Source organism: Sphingobacterium faecium (assembly GCF_003054045.1).
Classification (GTDB): domain Bacteria; phylum Bacteroidota; class Bacteroidia; order Sphingobacteriales; family Sphingobacteriaceae; genus Sphingobacterium; species Sphingobacterium faecium.
In genome coordinates this window covers 1-12,198 of sequence record NZ_QBKH01000002.1, presented here as the reverse complement: position 1 = coordinate 12,198, position 12,198 = coordinate 1, and the positions used below count along the sequence as shown (strand labels likewise).

The following is a 12,198-nucleotide window of genomic DNA, read 5'->3' as shown; positions in this document are numbered from 1 at the left end:
GATGCTATTTTGATCAAAATACTTTAAAAACTATGTTACAAATTAAGACTTTTACGTTTAATCCATACCAAGAAAATACTTATGTACTCTATGATGAGCATCGAAATTGTGCCATCATAGACCCCGGAATGTATGGTCCTGCGGATGAAAAATTATTAACAGACTTCATTGAGCAGCATGATTTAATTCCTCAAATCTTATTAAATACCCACTGTCATATTGACCACGTATTGGGTAATAGATTTATTTTTGATCAATATGGCCTCTATCCTCAATTTCATGAGGGAGAACTGTCGGTTTTAGTTGAAGTACAAAACTATGCGCCACAAATGGGTTTTAGGTACGAAATTTCCCCTATCGGAGATACTTTTCTTGGCGAAGAAGGAATTATAAAAATCGGAAATGATGAGTTAAAATTGATATTTGCTCCCGGTCATTCACCAGCACACTTATGTTTCTATCATGAAAAACAACAATTTCTAATTGGAGGAGATGTATTATTTAAAAACAGTATAGGGAGAACAGACCTTCCAGGAGGTAATCATGAACTACTTCTTAAAAATATAAAAGAAAAAATTTACGCACTGCCTAATGAAGTCACGGTTTACCCAGGACATGGACCAACCACAACAGTAGGATCGGAGAAAGTGAGCAATCCATATATTAGAGCATAATAATAATGAATTTACCTTATCTATTTGCAAAGCGCTATTTATTTTCAAAAAAATCTGTCAATGCAATAAATATTATATCAGGTATTAGTATAGTAGGTGTTTTAGTAAGCAGCGCAGCTTTAATTATTCTACTATCGTCATTCAATGGCATGGAAAACTTGATTTTATCCATGTCTAGTCAATTTGCACCAGAAATTAAAATAGAACCAAGACAAGGTAAATTATTCGATCCCAATCATCCTGGGATTCAGGCATTAAAAAAAGATTCAAATGTAATCAATTATACAGAAGTACTGCAAGAAAAAGTTTTGCTCCAGTATGAAAATAGACAATATATCGGCACGATAAAGGGGATCCAAGGCAATTCGATTGACCATCAGGCAAAGGATAGCCTAATCAGTAATGGAGATTATAACTTGATGCAAGATAGCATTCCCTATGCTGTAATAGGAGCAGGAGTACAAGCTAACTTAGGTGTTTCAATACATACAGGGCTAAGTCGAATTGATATATACTCACCACGAAAAGGAGTAAAAAACAGTGCAAATCCTGCCGACGAATTTAATATTAGATCCATTCAACCAACTGGAATATTTAAAAATCAGCAAGATTTTGACAATTTAGTCGTTACGCCCATCTCTTTTGCCCAAGAAGTATTGGGGGAATTTAATCGTATCTCTGCGATTGAATTTTATGTGAAAGACAAAAAAAACTTGGAAACATTTAAAAATAATCTTCAAACACAACTCGGAGATAATTTTGTTGTAAAAAATAGAGAAGAGCAAAATCCAACTCTTTATAAAAATGTACGTGTGGAACGTTGGGCGGTATATTTTATACTTACATTAATTAGCATCATCGCACTATTCAATATTGTAGGATCTTTAACTATGCTCGTACTCGACAAAAAAGAAGATATGAATATTTTAAAGAATATTGGTGCAGACAATTCGATGATTCAGAAAATATTTTTTTATGAAGGATTAATGATTTCTTTAATTGGATGCGTAAGTGGATTAGTAATTGGCTATATTTTTTGCTTTTTACAAATCAATTATGGCATAATAAAAGTAGAAGAAGGTGCTAATATGTTAATCGATAGTTACCCGATTGCACTACGTTTAAGTGATTTTATTATCGTATTTTTTACCATTACGAGTATTGCAGGTCTAATCGCTTATTTTTCATCAAAAATAAGCGTATCAGAATTAAATAAATTAGAAGCTACGGATTAGAAATTAGAACTTTTACTTCCTTTTTTCCCTTTGGAGATCTGTTGGATTAGGCTCCCCCATGCGAAAGGATTTAATAATGGATTTGCGTATCGTTGATTGATGACTTTATTTTTCATTCCACGGTGATTTTCATTCACATTATAGCTGTGCATTTCATCAGCAGTTCTCGGCATTACAGCCGCCATGGCATCAATTGATTCTTTAGACATATTTCGTTTTGCACGAATGACGTTATCTGAATTAACCTCTAAATTCATAAATGCAATATTGAATTCTTCTATACTCGCCCAAGGATACGGCGTAACCATTGGTAACTCAATAATGAGATTGGTCATGATGATAGCACTAGATAATCGATCCCCTTCGACATTAGGAATAACATACTTGTATGTTTCATAACCAACCGAAGTAAAGCGGATCGTATCACCTACATGCGCTACAAATGAGAAAAAGCCTTCATTATTTGCCATATAGGTTTCATTCCGAAAGCTTTCATTCGTAATTGTCGTATACCCTACAGGAAGGCCCGAACTCACGGTTTGCACAATACCACTAAACTGCAATATTTTACGTTCTTGGGAATAAGAAGAATACCCCAGAAAAATAAAAAATGTAACAAGAATAAAGTGATAGTTGAATTTCATAGCACAAATCTAAGATTTAAACAGGAATACTGTTGTTAAATTGTGTTAATTAAAGCCGTCAATTATAAGGCTTTAGGCGTGGGTAAGGTCGCATTAGGATCATCCATGTCGGTAATATTGATAGCCTCTACCGCTGTAATTTCAGGAACAGCTTTCTTAATCGCTTGCTCTAGGCCAGCTTTAAAAGTCATAATACTCATCGAGCATGAAGCACATGCGCCCAATAATTTTAGACGAACAACATTATCTGCCGTGATTTCTTGCACACTAACATCACCACCATCAGTTTCCAAATAAGGTCTAATCGTGTCCAATGCTTGCTCAACTCTTTCTTTTAATGTCATACTTTAACAATTTGAATGTAAATATAATCAAAATTTACCAAAATGAGATCATGATAAATGGATTCATCATGTTTTTAAACATGAAAATGACAATAATAATTGTGCTTTAGCTAGAGGTTAAAAAAAGTTAATATGAAAGTATTTCGTTGTTTAGCATTCATTAATGCACTATATTGCAACATAAAAATTTAATTGATTAGTATTACAAATTCACTTATCTTTGTAAAATGTTTTTAAATAGGCGTATAGCGGCTTTATGTGCCGGAATTTTGTTATTGGTATCATTCAGTAGCTGTAAAAGTAAATTTGAGAAATTGCGAGCAAGCAATAATATCGCTCAAAAATACGAAGAGGCGGTCAAATTATACGAAAATAAGAAATATAGCAAAGCTTTAATATTGTTTGAAGATTTGAGGAGTAAATTTAGAGGGCAGGCAGAAGCAGAAAATTTATATTATTTCACAGCCTTCGCAAATTACAGACTAAAAGACTACACATCAGCTCGTTATCATTTTAAAGATTTTGCAGATGTTTATCCGAATAGTCCTAGAGCTGAAGAATGTCGTTTTATGTCTGCTTATTGTTATTACCTCGATTCTCCTAGATCTAGTTTAGATCAAGAGAATACAAGGAAAGCAATTGATGCATTACAACTGTTTGTTAACCTGTATCCAGAGTCAGAACGAGCAAAAGAAGCTGGTGATTTAATTCAAAAGCTTCGCGACAAATTGGAACTTAAAGCTTTTGCAAACGCTAAGCTCCTGTATGACATGGGATTAAACGACGACTATAGAGCAGCAGTAATCGCTTTGCAAAATGTGTTAAAAGAATATCCTGATACTAAGTATGCGGAAGAAATTGAGTATCTTACCTTAAAGTCTCAATATAATTTTGCAAATCAAAGTACCCCCTTTAAACAGGCGGATCGATATGCTGAAGTTATTGATTATTATCGTTCATTGGCAATGGCATTTCCAAATAGTAAATATTTGAAAGAGGCCGAGTCCATTCGCGATAATGCTGAAAAGAAAATGAAAGCTGCTACTGCCTATATGGCAACAGTAAATAAAGCGATCGCAGAGCAAGAAAAAGAAAGAAAAGCCGCGAGAGAGAAAAAAGAAAATAAAGATAATAAAGATAATACCCAAAACAATGAGTCAAAAAAATAACAGCACTGTAGCAACTTCAACTGTAACACGTGATTTAAGACAATTAGACATCGTTACTGACAATATTTATGAGTCAATCGTAGTGATCAGCAAACGTGCTAATCAAATTTCAGTTGACATCAAAGAAGAATTGAATGGCAAACTTGCAGAATTTGCTACTAACAATGATAACTTAGAAGAGGTATTCGAAAACCGTGAACAAATTGAAATCTCAAAACACTATGAGCGTATGCCAAAAGCTACTCTAATTGCAATTGACGAATTCTTACACGATAAGATTTATTTCAGAAATCCTGCAAAAGAGCAAGAATAACTTGCCTTATCTGAATGGATATGAGCTTAGCTAATAAAAATATTGTAATTGCTGTATGCGGCAGTATTGCCGCATACAAAATTGCACATCTGACTAGATTATTAGTCAAAGAAAAAGCGTCTGTTCAGATCATTATGACAAAAGAAGCAGCAGAATTTATCACCCCGCTGACGTTGTCAACACTTTCAAATAACCCCGTTTTAATCGATTATTTCGACCCTAAAACTGGGGAATGGAATAATCACGTCCATATTGGATTGCAAGCTGACCTTATACTTGTAGCGCCAGCCACAGCTAATACTATTGGAAAATTAGCAAATGGTATCTGTGACAGCTTATTAACTGCTGTCTATTTATCAGCCAAATGTCCCGTTTTTATTGCTCCGGCAATGGACCTAGACATGTGGAAACACCCCTCTACTCAAAATAACATCCGACTACTCCAATCTTACGGCAACACAATAATTCACCCCGGTAATGGAGAATTAGCGAGTGGATTAATTGGAGAAGGACGGCTTGCAGAGCCCGAAGAAATGCTTCATTTTATTGAAAAAAGCTTTTCCATTGATTTACCACTGATTGGAAGACAGGCTTTAGTAACTGCTGGACCAACACATGAGGCCATTGATCCTGTTAGATTTATCGGCAATCATTCCAGTGGTAAAATGGGATATGCATTAGCAAAGCAACTTTCAGAATTGGGAGCACAAGTCACCTTAATAAGTGGTCCAACCGCTCTTGAATCACCAAAAAATGTGCATCGCATATCGATCACCTCAGCTCAAGAAATGTTGGAAGCTGTTGAACAATATTTCATTCAGTCCGACATCATTGTTATGAGTGCTGCAGTAGCAGACTACACCCCCATTGAAGTCGCAACTCAAAAGATTAAAAAGAAAGAAGATCAATTTGCTATATCCCTTAAAAAAACGACTGATATTTTAGCAACTGTGGGCAACAAAAAGACGGAAAAGCAGCTTCTAATTGGTTTCGCACTCGAAACTGAGCATGAAATTGAAAACGCAAAAAGCAAATTAATTCGTAAAAACCTAGATCTAATCGTTCTCAATTCAATGCAAGATAAAGGAGCAGGTTTTGCCACAGATACCAATAAAGTAACGGTGATCGATCGCTTTGAGCATATTCAAGAATATACATTAAAATCAAAAGAAGAAGTAGCAAAAGATATTTGTCAACTCATCGTAGATCATCCCATTTTAAGTTTAAATTAATCCTATCCTCCATAGAGATTACAGCTAGTAGATCACTCCTATTACCTTAAATTGATAATCAGCCAAATGCGATTTATTTGCTATCAATCTTAACATGATCACCCAAAGAATTGTCTTAGCGTATTAAATCGCTGTATATTTTTTCATTCTCAGTAACTAAAGAAAAGATTAAAATAGATTGATACTCTCCATCATAATAAATGTATTTTTGTTGATATGAAAGATTTTAAAAAATATTACATTATACCTGCAGAGCCAGAAGAGATCTACCTGGCCTTGACGACCGACATTACCATACGCCTTTGGACAGGTGACTTAGTAGAAATCAATCCAGTTGTTGGTGGTGAATTCTCCATGTGGGATGGTGCCATTACAGGAAAATTTCTCGAATTAGATCCGAATAAGAAAATTGTTCAACAATGGTATTTTGGCGAGCAGGAATCTGAATCTATAGTGACGATTAAACTACATGACCACAAAAAGGGTACTTCGATTGAAATTAACCATACCAACATACCAGAAGAAGATTATGCCGATATCGTTGATGGCTGGGATGACCCTTATATGAGTTCTCTATTAGACTTCTATACGGAAGATGGACGCTAAGCAGCCTTTTTAAGGCTCTTAGTTCATTTATAAAAGCTTAGAAGTCTAAGTTACCAACAAGTTCTTTAAGACCTACTTCAGACAACTTAGCTTGGTAATTAGCTTCCTTTAGCCTGCTCACTGCATTGACATAGTTTTCCTGAGCATCTCTAAATTCAACGGCACTTATCGTACCTATTTTATATTTATCTAAAGTTATATTCAGATTTTGCTTCGCAATTCTCTCATTTCGCTCTTCCAATTTAGTCAAACTGATATTAGTCATATAACTTTGATATGCTTTCAAAATAGTGGCATTAATGAGTTCTTTCGATCTTTCAATTTGTAAAGAAGCTTTTTCCACCATTTGTTTAGCGACGCGTTCACTCCTTCGCTGATTAAACCCATCAAAAATATTCAAGGATGCCGTTACACCATAAGTTAAGCCTCTAGCGTTAGATTGAGCAACAAAACCTAAACTCGATTCTGATGAAGAAAAATTATATCCAGAATTGAGCCGAACAACAGGTAATCGTTTTGATCGTACATCCTTTTGCTCCAATTCTGCCAAACGTTTATCCAATTTAATCAATTGAAGTTCGATATTTTGGTTAGTAGCCTCTTCTAATAAAGCATTGATTTCCAAATTTTCATTAAATTGAAATTGATCTTCAACGTCAAAATCAATCGTTAAGTCCCTTGCCAGCAAACGGTTTAATTCTGTTTTCAAATTAGCAATTGTTTCCATTTTTCTAAATCGCAGAGATTGATCTTCATTCAAGTTCACCTGAACGTTTAAAACCTCCAATTTAGATGCTTTTCCAATTTGAAAACGATTTTCAGCTGTTTTTAAACGATCGTTAGAAATAGCTATAGAAGAATCTATGGTATGCAATAGATTCTCTTCTAAAACGATTGTATAATACATATTCAACACATCACCGACCGTTGTTAAAATAATAGATTTTAACTCCAGATCACCCCTTGATTTCAGTTGATTTAATTTCTCATATCGCGCAAACATCCCAAATCCATCAAAAATAGTCCAGCCTAGACTGACCCCATAATTCATACTGTTGTTCTTGGCATTTTCCAATTCTCTAACTTCACCCGTAATTTGTGTTTGTTTTGAATTTTGGTTACTATTACTTTGAGTAAAATTCGCAGTAAGGTTGGGTAAGATACCAGCATTTCCATATGTCGCATTTTCTTTCGCTATGATTACATCCTTTTTTGTAAGCAATATATCGAAATTATTTTCCATAGCGATAGTTACTGCCTCTTGAGCAGTCAGTACATCTTGCGAAAAAGCAGTGCTCATTGGGATCAACAACAGGGCTAATAAATAATAAATCTTATTCATATTAATCTTCAATATTCGACAGTTCAGGATTATGCTTCTTTATTCTAGACCACATTAAATAGATCGCAGGAATAACAAATAAAGTCAATACAAGCGAAAACAATGTTCCTCCTACGATCACAACTCCCATTCCTATACGACTTGTAGAAGCCGCACCAAGAGATAACGCGATCGGTAAGGCCCCAAGTGCAATTGCTAATGAAGTCATCAAGATCGGACGCAATCGTCCAGCAGAAGCCTCAATAATAGCCTCATATTTAGATTTACCTTCCTCACGTAACTGATTTGCAAATTCCACAATTAAAATACCATTTTTTGTTACCAATCCAATTAACATAATTGTTCCAATCTGACTAAAGATATTCCAAGATTGTCCAAATAACCACAGCGAAAATAGTGCGCCAGCAACAGCAAGTGGTACAGTAATAATAATAACAAAAGGATCTATAAAACTTTCAAATTGTGCAGCCAGAATTAAATATATCAATAAAAGGGCTAAACCAAAAGCAAACATAGTATTAGAGCCACTCTCCCTAAAATCTCTTGATTCACCACCTAAATCTGTTGTAAAAGTTTCATCTAGCACTTTCGATTTAATACGATCCATCGCTTCTATTCCCTCACCTAAACTCTTTCCTGGTGCTAAACCGGCAGAGACAGTAGCAGACATATAACGATTATTATGGTACAACTGCGGCGGACTGCTCTGCTCCTCAATCTTTACAATATTATCCAACTGAATTAATTGACCTTCTTTATTCTTAACAAATATGGAAGCAAGATCTAACGGTGTACTTGTATCTTTTTTATCAAACTGACCTATCACTTGATATTGTCGCCCATTCATCATAAAATAACCAAATCGTTGTCCTGAAAGAGACATTTGCAGCGTCTGTGCAACGTCCAAAATAGAAACACCTAAACTCAATGCCTTTTCGCGATCTATATTCACATACACTTCGGGTTTATTAAATTTTAAATTGACATCCGTGATTGAAAAAGTGGGATCATCATTCACCGCGTCCATAAATTCAGGAATCTTTTCTTCCAACTTTTGAAAATTTGGCGCCTGTATAATATATTGTACAGGTAGTCCCCCTCTTCTATTTACTGAAATCGTTGGTTGTTCCATGATCGACACTTTAGCTTCCGAAGAAGAGCGTGTCAGTCGGGATAAATCACGAGCGATTTCAGCTTGAGTTCTGTTCCGATCTTCTTGCTGCACTAAACCAAGACGTATAATACCACTGTTAGAGGAAGCCGAACCAAATCCAGGAGAAGTAATGACTAAACTAACATCTTTCTCAGGAACAGAATCATTAACCAAAATTGTTAATTCAGTCATAAAACGGTCCATGTAATCATAAGATACACCTTCTGGAGCAGTAACACGCATAGTTAAGTAACTACGGTCATCATAAGGTGCTGTCTCCTTAGGTAATAAATTAAAAAACAGATAGATAAGAGCAAAACAAGCCAATATGATGGGATAACTTAACCATTGCTTTTTCAAGAACTTGACTAAAGAATTGGCATACCCCTCCGTTAATGCTACAAAATAAGGTTCCGTCTTTTCGTAAAACTTAGTCTTTTTCTGTTCACCACCTTTCATCAGATAAGCATTTAACATCGGTGTCAATGTTAAAGACACAAAAGCCGAAATAAGTACTGCAGCACCAATAACTATCCCAAACTCTCGAAAGAGCCGTCCTACAAATCCTTCTAAAAATACTACTGGTAAAAACACAGCTGCAAGTGTAATTGAAATGGATATAACAGCAAAGAAAATTTCATTGGATCCTTTTATTGCTGCTTGAATAGGAGACATTCCCTCTTCTACCTTTTTAAATATATTCTCTGTTACTACGATTCCATCATCTACCACTAGACCTGTTGCCAGTACAATCGCCAATAATGTTAATACGTTGATGGAAAATCCACAAAGGTACATCACAAAAAATGTCGCAATTAAGGATACCGGAATATCAATTAGTGGTCTAAATGCAATAGACCAATTTCGAAAGAATAAAAAGATAATTAATACAACTAAGACAACAGAAATCAATAGTGTTTCAGCCACTTCCAGAACAGCACGCTTGACAAATAATGTATTATCAAGTGCTATTTTCATTACAATATCCTCAGGGAGATCCTTTTTCAATTGATCAAATTCTTTATAGAAATTCTTCGCAATTTCTAAGTAATTGGTACCTGGCTGTGGAATGACCGCCATACTCAACATGGGTAGTCCCGAATCCGACATTTTCGTTTCAAAATTTTCAGCTTCCAGAGCAGCCTTTCCGACATCGCTTAGACGAATGATACTATTTCCTGTAGATTTTATGATGATATCATTGAATTCATCCTCTGAAGCTAAATTTCCAATAGTCTTTACTGTCAATTCCGTATTAGAGCCTGTCAATTTTCCTGAAGGCAGCTCAACATTTTGAAGGTTTAGAGCAGATCTCACATCCAATACGGTGACGCCATACGAATTTAATTTTACGGGATCCAACCATAATCGCATAGCGTATTTCTTTTGCCCCCATATCTGTACAGAACTTACACCTGGAATTGTTTGAAGCCTCTGTGAAATGGTATTCTCAGCATAATCCGATAATTCCAAAATATTCTTTTCAGAACTTTGAACCGTCATCGTAATGATGGGTTCCGAATCGGCATCAGCCTTTGATACGACAGGAGGAGCATCGATATCTTGCGGTAAGCTTCTAACCGCCTGAGAAACTTTGTCGCGCACATCATTAGCCGCTTCCTCTAAATTTTTACCTAGATTAAACTCGACCGTTATATTACTAGTTCCTTGATTACTCGAAGATGAAATATTTCGAATACCATCAATAGAATTAATTGCTTTTTCTAATGGTTCTGTTATCTGTGATTCGATAATATCAGCATTTGCTCCTGCATAACTTGTTCTCACAGATATCTGAGCCGGGTCAATAGAAGGAAATTCACGAACACCCAGATAAGTATAACCAATTATACCAAATAAGATTAACATCAAATTCAATACAATTGTTAATACAGGGCGCTTAATACTTGTTGTAGACAAACTCATAAAACACGATTAACGTAATGTAACCTTCACTTTAACATCATTCTTCAGTGACATGACCCCTGTTGTTAAAACAGTATCACCATTTGTCAAACCGGACAATACATTTACCTTATCTTTTGTTCTTCCTCCTGTTTCGACAATAACTTCTCTCGCATTTCCTTCCTTTACTATAAAAACTTTTTTGCCATTCTGTATTGGGATCAAGGCTTCAGATGGAACCATTAAGGCATCGTCAATACTTTCTAAAGGTAATATCACGTTTACAAATACACCAGGTACAAATTTATTATGTGTATTATCAGCCATAGCCTTAATCAATAAAGTTCTAGTCGTTAAATCAACCGCTGGATCTATTGCAAAAATCTTCGCCTCAAAAGTTTCCTTAGATTCCGGAATTTTAAAAGAAATTCGCTGACCTACCGAAACTCTATTCACATACTTCTCTGGAATAGCAAAAGAAAGTTTAATACGATCAGATTTAACTAATTTTGCAATCGGAGATGTTGGTGTGATATACGCCCCTTTAGATACCGATCGAAGACCGATAGTACCAGAAAAAGGAGCACGAATATAGGTCTTAGACAATTGAGCTTCAATAAAAGATATTTGAGATTTTGCTGTTCGATAGTCAGCACTAGCAATATCATACTCCTCTTGGCTGATCGCTTCTTTCTGCAATAACAATTTTGCTCTTCTTTCATTTTCAGATGTCAACTGCGTTCTCGTTTTAGCTTGGTCCAATTGTGCCAATAAATCAGCCGCTACAATCTTGACCAACACAGCACCCTTATTGACACGACTACCCTCAGAAAAATTCAATTGATCGATTAAACCCGAAACTTCCGAGCGAATCTCAACCTGTTCATCCGGTTCTATTGTTCCTGTAAGATTAAGATTATCAGCAAACGATTCAGCAAAGATAACTGTTCCATAAACAGCCATAGCGGCATTCTTTCCTTTTCCAGCAGGAGCAGGAGCAGCATTCTTCTCCTTATTTGCCGCAATCCTTTGCCAAATCAAGTATCCAAATACAAGTACTAATAGCGCAATGACAATATATTTAATTTTCATAATCGAGTATAGCATGTCAAAATGCGTAAATGCATTTCAATATTCAAGTTTATAAAAATTAAACGACTAAAAAAGTAGATTTTCGTAATATTGTTATGATAATAGCAGAATAAATATCATTATCATAAAAGATATGGTTGAGATTACAATTTTGAAAAGTATTATAAAGCAAAAAACCACTAGAATAAATTCTAGTGGTCTGTATAAAAAAAGGCATCGACCTACTCTCCCACCTGTTACGGCAATACCATCGGCTCTGGCGGGCTTGACTGCTCTGTTCGGAATGGGAAGAGGTAGACACCGCCGATATAGACACCTAAAATATTTTGAATCAACAACGTTGATATAAACAAATCAGATTTTAAAAGCAAATAGCCTTTTAATAAAGGCTATTTGTATAAAAAAAGGCACCGACCTACTCTCCCACCTGTTACGGCAATACCATCGGCTCTGGCGGGCTTGACTGCTCTGTTCGGAATGGGAAGAGGT

11 protein-coding genes and 2 rRNA genes are annotated in these 12,198 nt (G+C 35.5%); 6 read left to right on the top strand and 7 right to left on the bottom strand.

The window, feature by feature from the left end:
• Positions 1–32: 32 nt before the first annotated feature.
• Complete coding sequence (locus tag C8N37_RS04510) at positions 33–674, top strand: MBL fold metallo-hydrolase (RefSeq protein WP_108157802.1); 642 nt, start codon at positions 33–35, stop codon at positions 672–674.
• Positions 675–679: 5 nt separating this feature from the next.
• The gene (locus C8N37_RS04505; RefSeq protein WP_108157801.1) at positions 680–1,909 is read left to right on the top strand and encodes an ABC transporter permease; all 1,230 of its coding nucleotides are present in this window, start codon (positions 680–682) and stop codon (positions 1,907–1,909) included.
• On the opposite strand, the gene C8N37_RS04500 is transcribed toward C8N37_RS04505, so the two are convergent.
• Positions 1,906–2,553 carry a hypothetical protein gene (locus tag C8N37_RS04500; protein ID WP_108157800.1) on the bottom strand — a complete coding sequence of 216 codons (648 nt, stop codon included), beginning with the start codon at positions 2,551–2,553 and terminating at the stop codon, positions 1,906–1,908. The genes C8N37_RS04505 and C8N37_RS04500 overlap by 4 nt on opposite strands.
• 62 nt (positions 2,554–2,615) lie before the next feature.
• Positions 2,616–2,897, bottom strand: a complete 282-nt coding sequence (locus tag C8N37_RS04495; RefSeq protein ID WP_108157799.1) for a NifU family protein — start codon at positions 2,895–2,897, stop codon at positions 2,616–2,618.
• 227 nt (positions 2,898–3,124) lie between these two features.
• On the opposite strand from C8N37_RS04495, the gene C8N37_RS04490 reads away from it, so the two are divergent.
• The 4 genes from C8N37_RS04490 (at position 3,125) to C8N37_RS04475 (ending at position 6,217) form a co-directional block, all read left to right on the top strand.
• Positions 3,125–4,066 (top strand): outer membrane protein assembly factor BamD, encoded by a 942-nt coding sequence (locus C8N37_RS04490; protein WP_108157798.1) that lies wholly within the window; start codon positions 3,125–3,127, stop codon positions 4,064–4,066.
• A complete protein-coding gene (locus tag C8N37_RS04485; protein ID WP_045754029.1) occupies positions 4,050–4,379 on the top strand; it encodes a DNA-directed RNA polymerase subunit omega in 330 nt (109 codons plus the stop codon). The genes C8N37_RS04490 and C8N37_RS04485 overlap by 17 nt, the downstream gene beginning before the upstream one ends.
• Before the next feature lie 20 nt (positions 4,380–4,399).
• Complete coding sequence (coaBC, locus tag C8N37_RS04480) at positions 4,400–5,611, top strand: bifunctional phosphopantothenoylcysteine decarboxylase/phosphopantothenate--cysteine ligase CoaBC (protein WP_108158395.1); 1,212 nt, start codon at positions 4,400–4,402, stop codon at positions 5,609–5,611.
• Between the two features lie 216 nt (positions 5,612–5,827).
• Positions 5,828–6,217, top strand: coding sequence for an SRPBCC domain-containing protein (locus tag C8N37_RS04475; RefSeq protein WP_108157797.1), 390 nt, complete (start codon positions 5,828–5,830; stop codon positions 6,215–6,217).
• A 37-nt stretch (positions 6,218–6,254) separates the two neighbouring features.
• Here the strand turns inward: C8N37_RS04475 and C8N37_RS04470 are convergent, their stop codons facing one another.
• The 5 genes from C8N37_RS04470 to rrf (C8N37_RS04450) all read right to left on the bottom strand — a co-directional run.
• A complete protein-coding gene (locus C8N37_RS04470; protein ID WP_211322200.1) occupies positions 6,255–7,559 on the bottom strand; it encodes a TolC family protein in 1,305 nt (434 codons plus the stop codon).
• 1 nt (position 7,560) lies between these two features.
• Positions 7,561–10,638, bottom strand: a complete 3,078-nt coding sequence (locus tag C8N37_RS04465) for an efflux RND transporter permease subunit (RefSeq protein ID WP_108157796.1) — start codon at positions 10,636–10,638, stop codon at positions 7,561–7,563.
• A gap of 9 nt (positions 10,639–10,647) precedes the next feature.
• On the bottom strand, positions 10,648–11,709 hold the full coding sequence (locus C8N37_RS04460; RefSeq protein WP_108157795.1) for an efflux RND transporter periplasmic adaptor subunit: 1,062 nt from the start codon (positions 11,707–11,709) through the stop codon (positions 10,648–10,650).
• 208 nt (positions 11,710–11,917) lie between these two features.
• Positions 11,918–12,029: ribosomal RNA gene (gene rrf, locus C8N37_RS04455) — 5S ribosomal RNA — on the bottom strand.
• Between the two features lie 82 nt (positions 12,030–12,111).
• Positions 12,112–12,198: ribosomal RNA gene (gene rrf / locus C8N37_RS04450) — 5S ribosomal RNA — on the bottom strand; the annotation flags it as partial.

Bases quoted from the DNA above. Each gene is read 5' to 3' on its own strand.
- C8N37_RS04510 (WP_108157802.1), top strand. From the start codon at position 33: ATGTTACAAATTAAGACTTTTACGTTTAATCCATACCAAGAAAATACT.
- C8N37_RS04505 (WP_108157801.1), top strand. From the start codon at position 680: ATGAATTTACCTTATCTATTTGCAAAGCGCTATTTATTTTCAAAAAAA.
- C8N37_RS04500 (WP_108157800.1), bottom strand. From the start codon at position 2,553: ATGAAATTCAACTATCACTTTATTCTTGTTACATTTTTTATTTTTCTG.
- C8N37_RS04495 (WP_108157799.1), bottom strand. From the start codon at position 2,897: ATGACATTAAAAGAAAGAGTTGAGCAAGCATTGGACACGATTAGACCT.
- C8N37_RS04490 (WP_108157798.1), top strand. From the start codon at position 3,125: ATGTTTTTAAATAGGCGTATAGCGGCTTTATGTGCCGGAATTTTGTTA.
- C8N37_RS04485 (WP_045754029.1), top strand. From the start codon at position 4,050: ATGAGTCAAAAAAATAACAGCACTGTAGCAACTTCAACTGTAACACGT.
- coaBC (WP_108158395.1), top strand. From the start codon at position 4,400: ATGAGCTTAGCTAATAAAAATATTGTAATTGCTGTATGCGGCAGTATT.
- C8N37_RS04475 (WP_108157797.1), top strand. From the start codon at position 5,828: ATGAAAGATTTTAAAAAATATTACATTATACCTGCAGAGCCAGAAGAG.
- C8N37_RS04470 (WP_211322200.1), bottom strand. From the start codon at position 7,559: ATGAATAAGATTTATTATTTATTAGCCCTGTTGTTGATCCCAATGAGC.
- C8N37_RS04465 (WP_108157796.1), bottom strand. From the start codon at position 10,638: ATGAGTTTGTCTACAACAAGTATTAAGCGCCCTGTATTAACAATTGTA.
- C8N37_RS04460 (WP_108157795.1), bottom strand. From the start codon at position 11,709: ATGAAAATTAAATATATTGTCATTGCGCTATTAGTACTTGTATTTGGA.